This window comes from Nesterenkonia sp. K-15-9-6 (genome assembly GCF_052656005.1).
The window spans coordinates 133,529-149,753 of sequence record NZ_JBQYEY010000006.1 but is presented as its reverse complement, the minus strand read 5'-3'; the positions used below and the strand labels follow the sequence as shown (position 1 = coordinate 149,753).

Sequence of the window (16,225 nt, the reverse complement as noted above, 5' to 3'; positions counted from 1 at the left end):
TCGTTCACGGCCGCATGGGCCGCACAGCCTGTCAGCGCCTCAGACGGTCAGCGCCTTCATCGTGTCACCTTGCGCGGGAACACGACCGCGGTGAGCCACACCGCGAGGATCACGAAGCCGAGGCACCAGAGCGGGCCGCCCCACCAGGTCGAGGGAACCTCCGTCCCGGTGATCAGCGCGCGGGCGGCATCGATGATGGGTGTCATCGGCTGGTGCTGTGCGAAGCCCTGCAGCCATCCGGGCATCGTCTCCACGGGCGCGAAGCCGCTGGAGACATAGGGCAGGAACAGCAGGATGAACCCGTAGCCGTTGGCCGACTCCGCCGAACCGGAGATCAGCCCCAGCAGGGCGAAGACGCAGGTGATGGCCAGGATCCAGAGGGCGATGAGCCCCACTGCTCCCAGCAGCTGGGGCAGGCCCGCATCCGTGCGGAAGCCGACGGCGAAGGCCACCCCGAGCACCACGGCTGTGGCCAGCAGGTTGCGCACCATGGAGGCCACCGTGTGGCCCAGCAGCACCGTGACCGCCGGGAAGGGCATGGTCCGCAGCCGGTCCATGAAGCCGGTGGTGACGTCGTTGCTGACGACGACGGCGGTGTGGGAGGCGCCGAATCCGGCGGCGGTCAGCGCGATGGCCGGCAGCACGAAGGCCAGGTAGTCGGCCCGGCTGCCGTCCCCGATCGCCATGGCCTCCCCCATGACGAAGGTGAAGATCAGCATGAGCATGACCGGCAGCAGCACGGCCATCAGCACGGACTCCACGTCCCGGAAGGAATGACGGAGACTGCGCAGAGAGAACTGCGTCAGGCCTGTCAGCAGCCCGGCTCCGGGCGCCCCAGGGGGAACCCGAGTCGGTGTCTGCGGCAACTCGGCGCCCTCGGCGCCCTGGTGTTGACGGGCGGGCCGGACGGCGGCGAGCTCGTCGGTGCTCGTACTGGTCATGACAGGGCCTCCTCGGTGATCTGATCGGTGGGCGGGGCGCCGGTGAGCTGGAGGAAGACCTCGTCCAGGCTGGGGCGACGCACCGTGACACGCATGCCCGGGCGGGACTCAGCGATGCCGTGCAGCACCCGCGCGACGTCGTCGACCTCTCCCCCGGTGGGGATCTCCTCACAGACGTGCCCGGCGTCGTCGCGCAGTTCGATGGTGGAGCCGCCCACCTGCGCCTTGAGCTCCTCGGCAGTGCCCCTGGCGATGATCCGACCGCCGTGGAGCACCAGGACCTGATCGGCCAGGACGTCGGCCTCCTCGAGGTACTGGGTGGTCAGGAACACGGAGGTGCCCTGGTCGGCGAGGGCCTGGATCTCATCCCAGAGCGCCTGACGGCTCCGTGTGTCGAGCCCGGTGGTGGGCTCGTCCAGGAACAGCAGCCGCGGCTCGGGGATCAGCCCGACGGCGATGTCCAGCTTTCTGCGCATGCCTCCCGAGTACGTGCCGGCCCGGCGGCGGGCGTGCTCGGTGAGGCCGAACCTCGCCAGCAGCGTCTCGGACCGCTCGCGGGCTCGGGACCGGGACAGTCCGAACAGGCGGCCCATGAGCTGCATGTTCTCCTCCCCGGAGAGGGACTCGTCGACCGCGGCATGCTGACCGGTCAGGGAGATCAGCCGCTGCAGTCGCCGCCGATCGGCCCAGGGATCCAGTCCGAGCACCCGCACCTCGCCTGAGTCCCGGGGGATCAGGGTGGACAGGATCGAGACGAACGTGGTCTTGCCGGCGCCGTTGGGACCCAGCAAGGCGTGGACGCCCGGGGGCAGTGACAGGGTGAGGTCGTCCAGGACTCGATGGCGTCCGTGGCTCTTCCTCAGCCCGGTGACATGGATGAGCGGAGGGGCGTCCTCCGGCGCGGCCGCGCCGCGACTTTCTGTGTACGTCATACATAGAGTATGACATACACAGTGTAGTTCGTACACAGTCAATGTCAGGTGGTACTCGTCCAGGTGAGAGAATGCACGTCATGGTCGACACCACTGAGACAGGCCTCCCCCGCGCGGTCGCCGTCGCCTGGGGCATGCAGGAGACGCCGCAGCGCGGCCCGAGCCGCGGCCTGAGCCATGAGCGGATCGTGGCCGCTGCGGTCCGCATCGCCGACGAGGAGGGCCTGGCCGCCGTCACGATGCAGGCCGTGGCGAAGTCCTTGGGATTCACCACGATGTCGCTGTACCGCTATGTCTCCGGCAAGGAGGAGATGCTGCAGCTCATGGGTGATGCGGCCGCGCGGCTCTCTGAGAAGGTCACGCTCGATCCCGACTGGCGCCAGGCGCTCCGACAATGGGCCGCGCTGATCCGCGAGGCCTGGCGGGCCCACCCCTGGCTCCGCGAGATCCCCCGGGGACAGGTCTCGGTGCTGATGCCCAACCAGATGCGCCTCGCCGACCTCGGGCTCCAGGCTCTGGAGTCCCTGCCCCTGACCAGGGACGACAAGATCGGCGTCATTCTCGTGGTCTCCCAGCACGTGGCCTCGATGACCGAGCTGGAGCTCGCCCTGGCGCAGGAGGGCCAGCTGACCGTCACCGAGGAGGGCGCCGCGATGCTCAAGGAGGTCATCACCGAAGAGCGCTACCCCCACGTGGCTCCGCTCTATCAGGCCGGCGACTACTCGCCGGGGTCCACCGCCTCACCCCCAGCCACTGACGAACCCCCGGTGGAGAACGTCGAGGCGGAGTACGACCTCGGTCTGGACCTGATCATCGCGGGCCTGGAGTCCCGCGCCGGCGGCGCTGCGGAGACGGCGACTCGACACTGACCAGCGCGGGTCACCCCACCGCCAGGACCACAGCTCCCAGGCTCGGCAGCCCGAGGACCAGATGGGCCCGCTGCCACAGACCGGCATCCCCTGCGTCCTGCTCCCATCGCTCCCCGAATCGCACGGCCAGCCACCCCGTGGCCAGGCCCGCGACGACGGCGGCGACCCGCACCGCCGTGTCCAGGCCAGGGACCACGACCACCCCGATCATCACGACCGGAAGCCCGAGGAACACCACGGAGCCCGCCTGGTCATGCCGCCGGTGCCGCCGGGACAGCACCTCGGGGTCGCCCGCGGGACTGCCCGGCGGATATCCCCGCATGGGGTCCATGCGGAACAGCCCAGAGGCCACCACGGCGAGGCCCAGGACCGCGACGCCGCCTGCCCAGATCAGGTCTGCCCAGGGGACGTCTGACCCAGAGACGCCGCTGAAGGCCTGTCGGATGAGCACGGAGGCCCCGAGGATGAGCGCGCTGCCGAGCTGGAGGAAGTTGGCAGTCTGGACCCAGCCGCGAGAGCTCAGGGCGAGGGCGCTGACGGGTTGGCGGCGAGGATCGTAGCCGGGCCGTGTGGCCCCGTCGATCAGGAAGACCGCGATGAACAGGACAGCGCCGAACAGCGGCGCTCCCAGCAACAGACTCGACATGCTCACAGCACCCTCTCCGACGGGCCGAGCTACGGATGCCTCAGCTTAGGGGGCGGATCCCTTGCGAGGCACGTGCCGATGGTCACGAACGTCGTGACGCGCGGAATCTCGAACCCCGGGCGAGCGGCCCTTCCCCTCGCGTGCGAACCGGAGCACGATGACAGGCACAGGCCCCTCCGCGGCCGGCGGGAACCCGACCGAGTCTCTCGGCATCCGCCGTCGCGGTACGGACCCACACCACCTGTGACTCGAGGCCCGAGCGGCCCCGACCCTGCGAGGAAGGCTCCATCATGGCTGTCGCGCTGACCCCCTACCTGCAGCTCCCCGGCACCGCCCGCGAGGCGCTCGAGACCTACCATGCCGTGTTCGGCGGAGAGCTGGGCATGCTCACCTACGGCGAAGGCATGGGGGTCGACGACCAGAACAAGGACAGCATCATGCACGGTTCGCTCTTCGTGGACCGCGGCCTGCACGTGATGGCCTCCGACCTGCCGCCCGGGATGGAGAGCAACGGGCTGGGCACCATCGCGCTCAGCGTCAACGAGCCCGACGCCTCGGAGAACACGAAGCTCGAACGCTGGTGGAACGACCTGAGCGAGCACTCCGAGGTCCTCATGCCGCTGGAACGCGCACCCTGGGGTGACCGGTTCGGCATGCTGAAGGACCGGTTCGGGGTCACCTGGATGTTCAACACCGCCGAGACCGCCTCGCAAGGCTGATCAGCCCCAGGCCGGCCTCTGCTATCCTCATGCCCATGGGTTCCTTCAACGCCATCTACATCATCGCCGTGGCCCGTCCCCGCACGGGCTCAGCGGCGATGAGCAGCTGAACCTCGAGGCGTGGTCGCGGCACGTCCGCGCTCGGCGCTGATCTAGGCGTCCCTCGAGCTCCGTCTCTTCCCGTAGTCCACCGCTGGCCTCTGCCTGCCTGCGCGCCCGCGCGCCGTCGGCAGCCCTGCCCTGGTGACCTGGACGAGTCCCTGATGCTCTCCCGCCGCCGCAGCTGACCACCACGCTGCGCGGCGCCTCGTGCTGCCCAGCGTGATCCCTGCGCGATCTGGAGATCACTTGTGCACACCTATGCCCACAGCCGTCACGAACACGGCCAGAACTTCCTCATCGACCCCCGCGCCATCCGGACCGTGGTGGCGCTCGTCGCCCGCACCGAGGGCCCGATCCTGGAGATCGGCCCCGGAGACGGCGCCCTGACCCTGCCGTTGCAGACGCTGAGACGCCCCCTCACCGCAGTGGAGATCGACACCCGCGCGGCCCGGCGTCTGGACCAGCGCACCGGCCGACGCACCCGGGTGGTCGAAGGGGACTTCCTCACCCACCGTCTCCCCCGGGAGCCCCACGTGGTGGTCGGCAACCTCCCCTTTCACCTGACGACGGCGATCCTGCGGCGGCTGCTCTATGCCCCCGGCTGGACCGATGCCGTGCTGATGACCCAATGGGAGGTCGCCCGCCGACGTGCCGGCGTCGGGGGATCCACCATGATGACCGCCCAATGGGCCCCGTACTACGCATTCAGGTTGGAGGGACGGATCCCCGCGTCGGCGTATCGACCCCGCCCTGCCGTGGACGGCGGACTGCTGACCATCGCACGGCGGGAGCGCCCTCTGGTCCCCCACACGGACCGGAGAGCGTATGCGGCCTTCGTCCACCGGGCGTTCACCGGACCGGGCCGCGGCATGGGGCAGATCCTGCAGCACGGCCTCGGACTGTCACGCCGCGAGGTGGGCCCGCTGTTGGGCGCTGCGGGGGTGCGTCGCGATGCTGCCCCCGGCCGTCTGACTGCTGAGCAGTGGGCCGCCCTCTGGCGGCGGGCCCCCTGACTCGGTCAGCGCAGGGTTCAGTCGGTCGACCCTGGGCTCAGCCGCGGTGGAAGGCCACGATCCGGTCGAGACCCTCGGCGACGGCGGTCGGCCCCGGTGCCAGGGACAGGCGCACCCACTCGTGACCGGTCACGGGATCGAAGTCAGTGCCGGGGACGATCGCCACCCCGGCCTGCTGCAGGACCGCCTGACAGTAGGCCGGAGCGTCCCCGAACTCCTCCAGGTGCTCACCGATGTGCGCATACACGTAGAAGGCGCCGTCGGCGGGCGCCACCTGGCCCCAGCCGAGCTCCGGCAGCCGGTCCAGCACCAGCTGGCGGGCCGAGGCGTACTGCTCCACCTGCGCTCCGGCGAAAGCCATAGACTCCGGGCTGAAGACCTCCACGGCGGCCAGCTGTGAGCCGTGCGGCGGGCACAGCGAAACGTTGCCGGCCAGCCGCGAGACCGGATCCACCAGGTGCTCAGGCAGCACCGCCCAGCCCAACCTCCAGCCGGGCATGCCCCAGTATTTCGAGAAGGAGGACACGACGACGGCCTCGGCGGTGAGCTCCACCGCGCTCACCCCGGGCGAGGGCAGCCCGGTGGCCGGGTCGTCGCCGCCCGAGGTGATGCCGTGGTAGATCTCGTCACTGACCAGCTGCACATCCTGGCCCCGACACCAGTCCACCAGCGAACCGAGCTCCTCACGGCCGATCATGGTTCCGGTGGGGTTGGCCGGGGACGCGAGGATCAGACCGGCCAGCGGGCCGCCGTCGGCCGCCGCCTGCTCCAGCAGCTCCACGGTGGGCTGGAAGCGGACCTCCGGGCCACAGTCCAGATCCACCACGTCGATGCCGAGGCTGGTCAGGATGTTCCGGTAGGCCGGATAACCGGGCCGGGCGAGCGCCACCCGGTCGCCGACGTCGAAGGCGGCCAGGAAGCTCAGCAGGAACGCACCGGAGGACCCGGTGGTGATGGCGACCCGGTCGACGTCGACCTGGACGCCGTACCAGTCACCGTAATGGGCGGCCACCGCCTCACGCAGCGGCCGGATCCCCAGGGCGGCACTGTAGTTGAGCACCGTGTCCTGAGCATGGATCGCCGCGGCGGCGCGGTTGACCGCCGGCGGAGCGCCGGAGCCGGGCTCACCGGCGGTCAGCGAGACGATGTCCCGACCCCGCGCCCGGAGGGCGTCGATCTCGGCGAGGATGCTCATCACCTGGAACCCGGGGACCGCGGAGCGCTGCGACGGTTTCATGCGAGCCAGCCTAACGGTCCGCAGCCGACGTCGGCTCCGCGGCGGGAGCGGGGCGGGCTGTCAGTCCTCGGCGGCGGCGAGCTGACCGCAGGCGCCGTCGATCTCCTTGCCGCGGGTGTCCCGGAGTGTGGTGGGCACACCCTTGGCCTCGAGCCGAGCGATGAACTCCTGCATGACCTCCGGCTCGGAGGAGGTCCAGATGGAGCCCGGTGTGGGGTTCAGCGGGATGGGGTTCACATGCACCCAGCCCCGGCCTCGGGCGTTGAGCTTCTCCGCCAGCAGGTCGGCACGCCACCCGTGGTCGTTCATGTCCTTGATGAGCGCATACTCGATGGACACTCGGCGGCCGGTGGTCTCGTAGTAGTAGTACGCGGCGTCGATCGCCTCGTCGGCCTTCCAACGCGAATTCACGGGGATGAGCTCGTCGCGCAGCTCATCGTCGGGAGCGTGGAGGCTCAGGGCGAAGGTGATCGGCAGGTCCTCGTCGGCGAGCTTCCTGATCGCCGGCACCAGGCCGACCGTGGAGATGGTGATGCCTCGCGCGCTCATCCCCAATCCTTCAGGGGCGTCGTCGATCATCCGATGCACCGCGTTCATGACCCGCTTGTAGTTCGCCAGCGGCTCCCCCATGCCCATGAAGACGATGTTGGACACCCGCTGCGGACCGGTGCGCTGCGTCCCGGCCGCGGCAGGCTCAGGACCCGCCTCGGCGAAGTCGGTCTCCTCACCGAGGCCGGCGTGGTCCCGCTCCTCGGCGATCTCCGCCGCACTGGGGGCGTCGAGTTCTCCGGCGGCGATGGCCCGGTTCGCCTGGACGATCTGGTCCACGATCTCCGCGGTGGACATGTTCCGGGTCAGGCCGTTCTGGCCGGTGGCGCAGAAGGGGCAGTTCATCCCGCAGCCGCACTGGGAGGAGATGCACAGGGTGATGCGGTTGCGGTACCGCATGAGCACCGACTCCACCAGGGCGCCGTCGAAGAGCCGCCAGAGGAACTTGATGGTGGCGCCGTCGTCGGTGCGCAGCCGACGGACCTCGGTCAGCAGCGGCGGCAGGAACTCGGAGACCAGCTCCTCCCGGGTCGCCGCCGGCAGGTCCGTCATCTCGGAGGGATCCGAGGTGTAGTGCTGGAAGTAGTGCACGGAGAGCTGCTTGGCCCGGAAGCCCGGGTAACCGAGCTCCTTGGCGCGCGCGATGCGCTCCTCCAGGCTCATATCCGCCAGGTGCTTGGGCGGCTGGGTGACGCGCTTGGACTGGGCGAACTGCAGCTGCGGGCGCCCGTCGGGACCCATGGGCTGCTTCCACCCCTCCGGCTTGGGGCGGACCTGGGGGCGGGCGTCGTCGGCACGGGCGGGGCGCTGCGCCGCGGCCGCGCGCGGCGTCTCCGGGTTCTTCGGTGAAGTCGACATCGACACCAGTGTCCCATGCCGAGGCGACCTCGATTCAGGGGCAGAGTCAGGCGCTGGCGCGGCCGGCCTTCCAGTACCCCATGAAGGAGACCTGCTTGCGGCTCATGCCGATGCCCTTGACCAGGTGGCGGCGCAGACCGGTGATGACCCCGGCCTCCCCGGCCAGCCACGCGTACTCGCGGAACCCCTCGGGATCGGCCACCTCCCAGAGCACGGCGTCCTCGCTCACCTCTGGAAGCTCCCCGGTGTCCGGGGCGCCGACCGCGGCACGCGCCGGCTCGCAGGCGGCCTGCCGGGCGGCGAAGATCTCCTCCCGGCGGCGTGCCCAGTCCTCGACGGCGGCGGTGAGCTTCTCCCCCAGCGGGGCGCCGTCACGGCCGAGCCAGTGGACGGTGACGCCGCAGCGGGTGGCGACCTCGAGGGCGTCCTGGCTGCTGGGCACCTCCAGGTACGCCTCACCGGTGATTCCCTCCGGCAGGGACTCGAGGATCGCGCACATGGCGGGCACCGCGGTCTCGTCCCCGGCCAGCAGGACGTCACGGGCGGTGCCCGGGTTCCATTCGATGCCGGCCGCGACCTCTTCGGACCGTCCGTCCGGGCCGATGACGATCAGTTCGTCACCCCGGCTGGCGGCACTCACCCAGGCGGAGGCGGGACCCTCGGTGCCGTGGACCACGAAGTCGATGTCGATCTCGCGGTGCTCCGGGCGGATCGCGCGCACCGTGTAGGTGCGGATGGGGTTGCGCTCCGCGTCGTCGAGCTCGCGCCAGCGGTGGTACCACTCCATGATCGTGGGGGCCGGGTCGGCGAAGAGCCCGATCTCCGGATACTCGCCGTCGGCACGGGGCAGGAAGACCTTGATCCGCTGGTCCAGCCCGCCGGTGTAGAAGTGGCGGAGTTCCTCAGCGGTCACCGTCACCCGGATGAAATGGGGACTGAGCCGTACGACGTCGGCGACCGTGGTCCGGAACGCACGGGTGGCCGGGATCGGGCGCGCCTCCGCTGGCGACCCGTCAGTGGTCGCGGCCGGTGCCTGGGCGGCTGCGCTCCGACCCGAGCCTTCCACGGCACGGATCTCCGGGCGGGCGGGTGTCGTCTCGGCGACGTCGACCGGCTGTGCGCTCATCGGATCCTCCACAGGTCGGGGCGACCCCGATGCACTCGACCGAGCCATCAGGGAAGGTTCGCCTCACCACACTAGACGCCCTTTAGCGAACTTCGCAATGACGAAACCGACTGTGACGCCTCTGGCACCGGGCCCGCTCACCGCGCCCGGGCGCGGAAGCCGCGCAGCCGGAGGCTGTTGCCGACCACGGACAGCGAGGAGAGCACCATCGCCGCCCCGGCGAGCATCGGGTTCAGCAGCCCGAGCGCGGCCAGCGGAATCGCCGCCGTGTTGTACAGGAACGCCCAGAACAGATTCGAGCGGATCGTGGTGAACGTCTTCCGGGACAGCCGCACGGCGTCGGCCACACTGCGCAGGTCTCCCCGGATGATGGTGATGTCCGCGGCGTCGATCGCTACGTCGGTGCCGGTGCCCATGGCGATGCCGAGATCGGCCTGTGCCAGCGCCGCGGCGTCGTTGACCCCGTCACCGACCATCGCCACCGTGCGCCCCTGTTCCTGCAGGCGCTTCACGGCGTCGACCTTGTCCTCGGGCAGGGCCTCGGCGACGACGTCCGCAATGCCGACCTCCTCGGCCACACGCTCGGCGGTGCCCGTGTTGTCCCCGGTCAGCAGAACGGGAGTCAGCCCCAGATCCTGCAGCTGGGAGACCGCCTCCGCCGAGGTCTCCTTGACCGCGTCGGCGACGATCAGCACTCCTGCGAAGGCACCGTCGACGGCGACCAGCACAGGCGTGCGCCCCTGGCGCTCGACGCTGCGGCACATCGCCAGGACCTCCTGGGGCAGCTCCACGTCCTGCTCGGAGAGGAAGCTGCGCCGCCCGACCGAGACGTCGCGCCCCTCGACCCGTCCGGAGACGCCGCGACCCTGATGGCTCCGGAAGTCCTCGACCTCCGGCAGGGAGCCGTCCCGCTCCCCGTGGGTCTCCCGGGCGGCCGCCGTGACCGCGCGGGCGATGGGATGCTCGGAGTAGGACTCCAGGGCGCCGGCCAGGCGCAGGAGGAGCCGGTCGCCGTCGTTCTCCGATGCCGCTCCGGGCTCCCCCGGATGAGCCGCTCCGCCCTCAGCATGGACGGCTGTCAACCGCATCGTACCCGTGGTGACGGTGCCGGTCTTGTCCAGCACCACAGCGTCGACGGTCCGCGAGGACTCCAGGACCTCGGGCCCCTTGATGAGGATCCCCATCTGGGCACCCCGGCCGGTGCCGACCAGCAGCGCGGTGGGAGTGGCCAGCCCCAGGGCACAGGGGCAGGCGATGATCAGCACGGCGACGGCGGCGGTGAACCCGGCCTCCACCGGGTGCCCGAGCAGCAGCCACGCCAGCAGGGTGACCACGGCGATCACCAGCACCACCGGCACGAAGATCCCGGAGATGCGGTCGGCCAGCCGCTGCACCTCCGCCTTGCCGGACTGCGCCTCCTCCACCAGGCGTGCCATCTGGGCCAGCTGGGTGTCGGATCCGATACGGGTGGCCCGCACCACCAGGCGCCCGGAGGTGTTCACGGTCGCCCCGGCCACCGAGCTGCCCGGAGAGACCTCCACCGGGATGGACTCACCGGTGAGCATCGACATGTCCACTGCCGAGACGCCCCGGACGATCTCCCCGTCGGTGGCGACCTTCTCACCGGGCCGGACCACGAATTCGTCCCCGACGCTGAGCCGCTCCACCGGGATGCGGACCTCCTGACCCTCGCGCAGCACCGAGACCTCCTTGGCCCCCATACGCAGCAGTGAGCGCAAGGCGGCCCCGGCCTGCCGCTTCGAACGCTTCTCCAGGTAGCGGCCCAGCAGCAGGAAGGCCGTCACGGCAGTGGCGACTTCCAGATAGATGTTGGCTGCGCCGTCGACGTGCTCGGGGAAGAGATTGAACTCGTGGCGCATCCCGGGGTCTCCGGCGGTGCCGAAGATCAGCGCGTAGAGCGACCAGATCAGGGCAGCCAGGGTTCCCAAGGAGATGAGCGTGTCCATGGTGGCCATCCCGTGCCGCGCATTGAGGGCCGCGGCCCGGTGGAACGGCCAGCCGGCCCAGAGCACCACCGGCAGGCTCAGCACCAGGGACGCCCAGCCCCAGCCGTCGAACTGGGTGACCGGAACCATCGCCCAGACCACCACGGGCGCGCTGAGCACGGCGGCAGCCACCAGGCGGCGCTTCAGCCCGCGGAGCTCACGGTCCGCGCGCTCGTCCTCTTCGGCCTCGTCGTCCTCGGGAAGCTCGGCGGTGTAGCCGGTCTTCTCGACGGCGGCGATGAGGGTCTGGACGAATTCCTGGCGGTCCCCGACGTCCTCGGCGCTGACCCAGGCCTTCTCGGTGGCGTAGTTGACCGAGGCGGTCACGCCGTCGAGCCGATTGAGCCGCTTCTCCACGCGGTTCGCGCAGGAGGCGCAGGTCATCCCGCCGATCTCCAGCTCCAGGCGCTCGACGCCGTCCACGACGTCCGTCCTGTCCGCCCTGTCCGTCGGTGCGCTGCGCGCTGGTCCGGTGGAGGTGCTCATGAGGCGCGCACCGCCTCATATCCGGCCTCGTCCACGGCAGCGATGACGGCGTCGTCGGAGATCCGCTCCGGGACCTCGGAGGTCAGACGCAGCGCGCCGTCGGCGGCGCTGACCTCGACGCCCTGGACACCGTCGAGGGCCTCGACCTCCTCACGGACGGCCTTCTCGCAGTGCGCGCAGGTCATGCCGGTGACGGTGTAGTGCAGAGTGGTGGTCATGATGCTCCTCCGTAGGATCGACTGATCATCCGATGCCGTCCACTATACCCCTAGGGGGTACATCTGCATACCCCTCTCCGGTACACTTCATCACATAAGGAGGCCATGACCGATGAGCGAGACGACGACGGCCGCCCCCAGTGAGGGCACAGCGGGCAGCGACGGCGCTGCGGCGCCCGAGCCCAGCGAGCGCGCCGAGCACACCCACCACGGATACATGTCCGACAAAGCCCGATACCTCTCCCGGCTGCGGCGCATCGAAGGTCAGGCTCGGGGCATCCACCGGATGATCGAGGACGACACCTACTGCATCGACATCCTCACCCAGATCAGCGCCATGACCTCCGCCCTGGAGAACGTGGGGCTGGCCCTGCTGGACGACCACCTGAAGCACTGTGTGGCCGACGCCGTGGCCGACGGGGGCGCTGAAGGCGAGGAGAAGCTCAAGGAGGCCTCCGACGCCATCCGACGCCTGGTCAAGTCCTGAGTCGCCACGCCCGGACACGGCGCTGAATCGCACCAGCGGTCCTGTGCCACACTGACCGCATGGTGACTCCGCTGAAGGGCACGCTGCTGCTCCTGGCCGGAACCTCCGCCCTCGGCGGGACCTCGCTGCTGATCTCCACCATCCCCGCTGATCCGCTGGTCATCGCCGCTCTGCGCTGCTTCCTGGCCGTGCCGATGCTGCTGCCCATGGTGCTGTGGGAGCTGCGTCGCGTGGACCGGGCCGCGTCACTGCCCCGACGTACGGTGATCGGCGCGCTGATCGCCGGCCTCGCCCTGGGGATCGACTACAGCTTCTGGAACACGTCCATCGGGCTGGTGGGTCCCGGCATCGCCACCGTGCTGCTCAACATCCAGCTGGTCGCACTGCCGCTGATCGCCTGGCTGGTGGAGCGCACCCGGCCCATGAAGCAGCTGGCCGTGATCATCCCGCTGATGCTCACCGGGGTGGTGATGACCGCCGGAACCTTCGACGTCGGCGGCGTCCAGCTGGGCGGAGTGCTGGCCGGGCTGGCCGCCGGCACCGCCTATGCGATCTACCTGGCGGTCATCCGCCGCACGGCGCCCGCCACCACCAAACCTGCGCCGTTCACCGTCCTGGCCCTGGTGTGCCTCGCGGCAGGATTCGCCGCCGGCGTCGGGGCTGCGGTCACCGGGGGCGCCCACTGGCCCACCGAACCCGGCACGTGGGGCCAGCTGCTGGCCCTGGCGTTCGTGGGCCAGGTGGTCGTGTTCTGGTGCCTCAACGTGGGCATGACCGGCATCTCCGAGACCGCGACCTCCACTCTGCTGCTGCTTCCCGGCGTCTTCGCCCTGGGGCTGGCGGCAGTGCTGCTGCGCGAGGCTCCCTCCCCGGTCCAGCTGATCGGCTGCGCGGTGATCATCCTCGGCGCCTGGTGGGCCTCCCTCGCCTCGCATCGGCTGCAGCGGGCGCGGCGGTCATCTGCGGTGGATCAGACCTGAACGGGAGTAGCCTCGTCGGCATGAGCACCCGACTCGAGCAGCTGCTGGGCCAACTGCGCACCCCCATCCTGCAGGCCCCGATGGCCGGCGGCCCGACGACGCCTGCCCTGGTCGCCGCCGTGCACCGCGCCGGCGCCTTCGGCCAGGTGGCCGGCGGCAATCTCACCGCCGCCGCGCTGGCCGCCCAGCTGGACGCCACCGGGGAGCTCCTCGGCTCCTCTGCCCCACCGGACGGTTCCCTGCCGATCGGGGTGAACCTGTTCGTCCCCGACCCGGACACGGCCGACGCCGTCGCCCTGGAGGCCTACCGTGCCGCACTGCATCCGGTGGCCGTCACCCTCGGCACACAGGTCCCCGAGGTGCCCGCCTGGTCCGACGACGACTTCCCCGCCAAGGTCGAGCTGCTGGTCACCCGCCCCGTCGCCGCCGTCTCCTTCACCTTCGGCCTACCGTCGGCCGAGGTGGTGCGACACCTGCAGCAGGCGGGCTCCGCCGTCGTGATCACCGTGGCTGACCTCCCCGGTGCGCTGCGCGCTGCCGCACTGGAGCCGGACGGCCTGGTGGTGCAGGGGCAGCAGGCGGGCGGACACCGGTCAGTGCTGGACATGCATGACGAGCCCGAGCGGATCGACACGGCCGATCTGCTGCGCACTGTGCGCCGCGCGCTGGCCGACGGCGGTTCGGCGGGCCTCCCGCTGATCGGCGCCGGAGGGGTCGGGACCGCTCAGGACGTGGCCGCCCTGTGTGATGCGGGCGCTCGCGCGGTGCAGGTGGGGACCCAGTTCCTCACGGCAGCCGAGGCGGGGACGCGCGCGCCCCATCGGGAGGCGGTGCTGGATCCGGCGCGCCGGGAGACGGTGGTGACCCGGGCATTCTCTGGCCGGCCGGCACGGGGACTGCGCAATCGGTTCATCGAGGACATGGACGGACAGGCGGTGCCGGGGTATCCGCAGGTGAACCAGCTCACCGCCCCGCTGCGCGCGGCCGCGGCGGCCGCCGGCGATGCGGAGCACCTCAGCCTGTGGGCCGGCACCCGGACCGATGCCTGCCGGGAGGAGTCTGCCGCCGACGTCGTCGCCCGCCTCACGCCCTGACCTGCGGAACTGACGTCCGCGACGGGCTTCCGCCTGCCTCCCCGCCTGTGGATCGTCTGCACCTGAGAAATCGTCTCTCTATTCGACGACGATCTCTCACGCAGAGACGATCTTCGGGGCCGGCCGGGGCCTGCAGACAGAACGGCGGCCCGGCCCAGAGCTGATGCTCTGTCACCGGGCCGCCGCCCACCTACCTTGCCAGGGGTGTCATGCGCTGCGCCGTCATGCCCGAAGATCCGCCCAAGAATCTCCGGCGGCGACAGCACCACCCCATCTCGCACCTGCCAGGAGGAGTCCGCTGACGCTGTCCGTGACACCGTCAGCGGTGTCGGGTCTGGCAGAACCACCCGAGCCCATCAGGGACGCCCGACTCAGTGGTCGTGATCGTCCTCATCATCGTGATCATGGTCGTCATGATCATCGTCATCGTCATCGTGATCGTGGTCGTGGTCATCCTCGTCGCCATGGTCCTCGTCGCCATGGTCCTCGTCGCCATGGTCGTGACCCTCGTGGTCGTCCTCGTCGCCGTCGTGCTCGCCCTCGAAGTCGTCGGACACACCCTGCACCGGACGGCCGTCCACCGCGGCGATCTCGTTCGGCGCGAAGTCCAGCTCAGCCTCGTGGATGATCTCCAGCTCGTTCAGGTCCACCATGTGGATCGTCTGAGTGTCCGGTTCGGTGATGTAGGCGATGTCGTCCACCACGCGGATGGCCGGTCGCGGCTCCTGCCACTCCTCCGGCTCGGTCCACTCGTCCATGATCTGGAGGTGGTCGATGGGCTCACCGGTCTCCTCGTCGAGGACGTGCAGCTGCCCGTCTTCGGCCATCACCAGGGCCTCGCCCTCGGGGCCCCGAGCCAAGGACCGGAAGTTGTAGGCGACCCCGACGTCGCCCAGCACGATCTCCTCAGTCTCGGAGTTGACCAGAGCCACCTCCGTCATGGGCTCCTCGCGGTCCTCATCCAGCAGGTAGTCGCCCAGCAGCACCGGGGAGTCATCGTGGGGGAAGAGGTTGCCGATCCGTGCGAAGTCCTCGCCGGCCTCGACCTTGGTGAACTCCTCGCCGTCGAACAGCAGAACACCGTCCTCGCAGCCCACAGCGATGGTGTGGTCCGGAAGCGCAGCCTCACCGTGGACCCCCGGGCACTCCTCGCTACGGGCGACCTCCTCGCCGTCGGCGTCGAGGAAGCGGGCGCCGTTGCGGTCCGCCAGAGTCTCGAAGCGGGAACCGTCGGCGTTGACCACGGCGACACCGTGGTGCGCCTCCTCGGTCTCGGCCACCTCCGCCTCGATCTCGGACTCGGCGTCGAGGCTACCCAGGTCGTAGCTGTGGATCTCGCCGTTGCCGTCGAAGAACAGGGCCCCGACGCCGTCGTGGGCCACCACGTGGCCAGGCTCGGGACCGTCGACCGTGATCTCCGTCAGCAGCGGGTCTGTCGTGTAGTAGTGGTTGTGATCGCCGTGCGGAGCACCCCAGGTGCCGCCGTCGAGCAGGCGGAACGTCTCACCTTCGGTCAGGAAGAAGTGGCGCCCGTCTCCGGCGGCGTTGACGCGCACGAAGCCCTCGGCGTCGAAGTCCCCGAGGACCTCCAAGGTCGCCCCGTCGAGCACGGCGACCCCGCCGTCATGGGTCACGGCCAGACGAGTCGTCGGCCCGCCGGCCTCATGGGTCTCCCGGTCCGACGGCTCGACGCGCTCCTCCTCGGAGTCCTCCTCCTGCGCACCCTCCCCGTCGCCGGCGTCGGTCTCCTCGGTCTGCGCGGCGGTGTCCAGCTCCTCCTCGTCGCTGGCGGCGCCGTCGTCGCCGCAGGCGGACAGGACGAGCGCCGAAGCCATGGCCAGGGAGCTGAGAGTGACTGCATTCCTATTCATGCGAATCATTATCAGGAATCACTCGCAATAGATGCAAACCGTTCGCAGTTTGTGACGACGACGTGACAGTGCACCGCCGGCATGCTCCGAG

At 70.2% G+C, this 16,225-nt stretch carries 15 protein-coding genes; 6 read left to right on the top strand and 9 right to left on the bottom strand.

Annotated elements, in window-relative coordinates:
- Positions 1-56: 56 nt before the first annotated feature.
- Together SD455_RS05950 and SD455_RS05945 are read right to left on the bottom strand one after the other, a co-directional pair.
- Positions 57-941, bottom strand: a complete 885-nt coding sequence (locus SD455_RS05950) for an ABC transporter permease (RefSeq protein WP_445507537.1) — start codon at positions 939-941, stop codon at positions 57-59.
- A complete protein-coding gene (locus tag SD455_RS05945; protein ID WP_445507536.1) occupies positions 938-1,873 on the bottom strand; it encodes an ATP-binding cassette domain-containing protein in 936 nt (311 codons plus the stop codon). The genes SD455_RS05950 and SD455_RS05945 overlap by 4 nt, the downstream gene beginning before the upstream one ends.
- 80 nt (positions 1,874-1,953) lie before the next feature.
- On the opposite strand from SD455_RS05945, the gene SD455_RS05940 reads away from it, so the two are divergent.
- Positions 1,954-2,742, top strand: coding sequence for a TetR/AcrR family transcriptional regulator (locus tag SD455_RS05940; protein ID WP_170922632.1), 789 nt, complete (start codon positions 1,954-1,956; stop codon positions 2,740-2,742).
- Positions 2,743-2,752: 10 nt separating this feature from the next.
- Here SD455_RS05940 and SD455_RS05935 read toward each other — a convergent pair whose 3' ends face one another.
- A complete protein-coding gene (locus tag SD455_RS05935; protein ID WP_070160361.1) occupies positions 2,753-3,388 on the bottom strand; it encodes a DUF998 domain-containing protein in 636 nt (211 codons plus the stop codon).
- A 290-nt stretch (positions 3,389-3,678) separates the two neighbouring features.
- On the opposite strand from SD455_RS05935, the gene SD455_RS05930 reads away from it, so the two are divergent.
- Entirely contained in the window at positions 3,679-4,107 is a 429-nt protein-coding gene (locus SD455_RS05930) for a VOC family protein (RefSeq protein ID WP_070160340.1), read from the top strand.
- 350 nt (positions 4,108-4,457) lie between these two features.
- Positions 4,458-5,222, top strand: coding sequence for a 23S ribosomal RNA methyltransferase Erm (gene erm / locus SD455_RS05925; protein WP_085437521.1), 765 nt, complete (start codon positions 4,458-4,460; stop codon positions 5,220-5,222).
- 37 nt (positions 5,223-5,259) lie between these two features.
- Here the strand turns inward: erm and SD455_RS05920 are convergent, their stop codons facing one another.
- The 5 genes from SD455_RS05920 to SD455_RS05900 all read right to left on the bottom strand — a co-directional run bounded on the left by SD455_RS05920 (position 5,260) and on the right by SD455_RS05900 (position 11,702).
- A complete protein-coding gene (locus tag SD455_RS05920) occupies positions 5,260-6,459 on the bottom strand; it encodes a pyridoxal phosphate-dependent aminotransferase (protein ID WP_445507535.1) in 1,200 nt (399 codons plus the stop codon).
- Between the two features lie 60 nt (positions 6,460-6,519).
- Complete coding sequence (rlmN, locus tag SD455_RS05915) at positions 6,520-7,866, bottom strand: 23S rRNA (adenine(2503)-C(2))-methyltransferase RlmN (protein WP_445507534.1); 1,347 nt, start codon at positions 7,864-7,866, stop codon at positions 6,520-6,522.
- A 46-nt stretch (positions 7,867-7,912) separates the two neighbouring features.
- The gene (locus SD455_RS05910; protein ID WP_445507533.1) at positions 7,913-8,992 is read right to left on the bottom strand and encodes a siderophore-interacting protein; all 1,080 of its coding nucleotides are present in this window, start codon (positions 8,990-8,992) and stop codon (positions 7,913-7,915) included.
- A gap of 137 nt (positions 8,993-9,129) precedes the next feature.
- Entirely contained in the window at positions 9,130-11,484 is a 2,355-nt protein-coding gene (locus tag SD455_RS05905) for a heavy metal translocating P-type ATPase (protein ID WP_445507532.1), read from the bottom strand.
- Positions 11,481-11,702, bottom strand: coding sequence for a heavy-metal-associated domain-containing protein (locus tag SD455_RS05900; RefSeq protein WP_445507531.1), 222 nt, complete (start codon positions 11,700-11,702; stop codon positions 11,481-11,483). The genes SD455_RS05905 and SD455_RS05900 overlap by 4 nt, the downstream gene beginning before the upstream one ends.
- 112 nt (positions 11,703-11,814) lie before the next feature.
- On the opposite strand from SD455_RS05900, the gene SD455_RS05895 reads away from it, so the two are divergent.
- From SD455_RS05895 to SD455_RS05885, 3 genes are read left to right on the top strand one after another with little or no spacing between them, the layout of a single operon-like run.
- Positions 11,815-12,189 carry a metal-sensitive transcriptional regulator gene (locus tag SD455_RS05895; RefSeq protein ID WP_445507530.1) on the top strand — a complete coding sequence of 125 codons (375 nt, stop codon included), beginning with the start codon at positions 11,815-11,817 and terminating at the stop codon, positions 12,187-12,189.
- Between the two features lie 59 nt (positions 12,190-12,248).
- Positions 12,249-13,169: a DMT family transporter gene (locus SD455_RS05890; protein ID WP_445507529.1), complete on the top strand. Its 921-nt coding sequence runs from the start codon at positions 12,249-12,251 to the stop codon at positions 13,167-13,169.
- 20 nt (positions 13,170-13,189) lie between these two features.
- Positions 13,190-14,263 (top strand): NAD(P)H-dependent flavin oxidoreductase, encoded by a 1,074-nt coding sequence (locus SD455_RS05885; RefSeq protein WP_445507528.1) that lies wholly within the window; start codon positions 13,190-13,192, stop codon positions 14,261-14,263.
- Between the two features lie 371 nt (positions 14,264-14,634).
- On the opposite strand, the gene SD455_RS05880 is transcribed toward SD455_RS05885, so the two are convergent.
- Positions 14,635-16,134 carry a hypothetical protein gene (locus SD455_RS05880; protein WP_445507527.1) on the bottom strand — a complete coding sequence of 500 codons (1,500 nt, stop codon included), beginning with the start codon at positions 16,132-16,134 and terminating at the stop codon, positions 14,635-14,637.
- Positions 16,135-16,225 lie beyond the last annotated feature (91 nt).

Coding starts and splice junctions, on each gene's coding strand:
- SD455_RS05920 (WP_445507535.1), bottom strand. CDS start 6,459: ATGAAACCGTCGCAGCGCTCCGCGGTCCCCGGGTTCCAGGTGATGAGC.
- SD455_RS05900 (WP_445507531.1), bottom strand. CDS start 11,702: ATGACCACCACTCTGCACTACACCGTCACCGGCATGACCTGCGCGCAC.
- SD455_RS05895 (WP_445507530.1), top strand. CDS start 11,815: ATGAGCGAGACGACGACGGCCGCCCCCAGTGAGGGCACAGCGGGCAGC.
- rlmN (WP_445507534.1), bottom strand. CDS start 7,866: ATGTCGACTTCACCGAAGAACCCGGAGACGCCGCGCGCGGCCGCGGCG.
- SD455_RS05910 (WP_445507533.1), bottom strand. CDS start 8,992: ATGAGCGCACAGCCGGTCGACGTCGCCGAGACGACACCCGCCCGCCCG.
- SD455_RS05890 (WP_445507529.1), top strand. CDS start 12,249: ATGGTGACTCCGCTGAAGGGCACGCTGCTGCTCCTGGCCGGAACCTCC.
- SD455_RS05935 (WP_070160361.1), bottom strand. CDS start 3,388: ATGTCGAGTCTGTTGCTGGGAGCGCCGCTGTTCGGCGCTGTCCTGTTC.
- SD455_RS05945 (WP_445507536.1), bottom strand. CDS start 1,873: ATGACGTACACAGAAAGTCGCGGCGCGGCCGCGCCGGAGGACGCCCCT.
- SD455_RS05940 (WP_170922632.1), top strand. CDS start 1,954: ATGGTCGACACCACTGAGACAGGCCTCCCCCGCGCGGTCGCCGTCGCC.
- SD455_RS05950 (WP_445507537.1), bottom strand. CDS start 941: ATGACCAGTACGAGCACCGACGAGCTCGCCGCCGTCCGGCCCGCCCGT.
- SD455_RS05885 (WP_445507528.1), top strand. CDS start 13,190: ATGAGCACCCGACTCGAGCAGCTGCTGGGCCAACTGCGCACCCCCATC.
- SD455_RS05905 (WP_445507532.1), bottom strand. CDS start 11,484: ATGAGCACCTCCACCGGACCAGCGCGCAGCGCACCGACGGACAGGGCG.
- SD455_RS05930 (WP_070160340.1), top strand. CDS start 3,679: ATGGCTGTCGCGCTGACCCCCTACCTGCAGCTCCCCGGCACCGCCCGC.
- SD455_RS05880 (WP_445507527.1), bottom strand. CDS start 16,134: ATGAATAGGAATGCAGTCACTCTCAGCTCCCTGGCCATGGCTTCGGCG.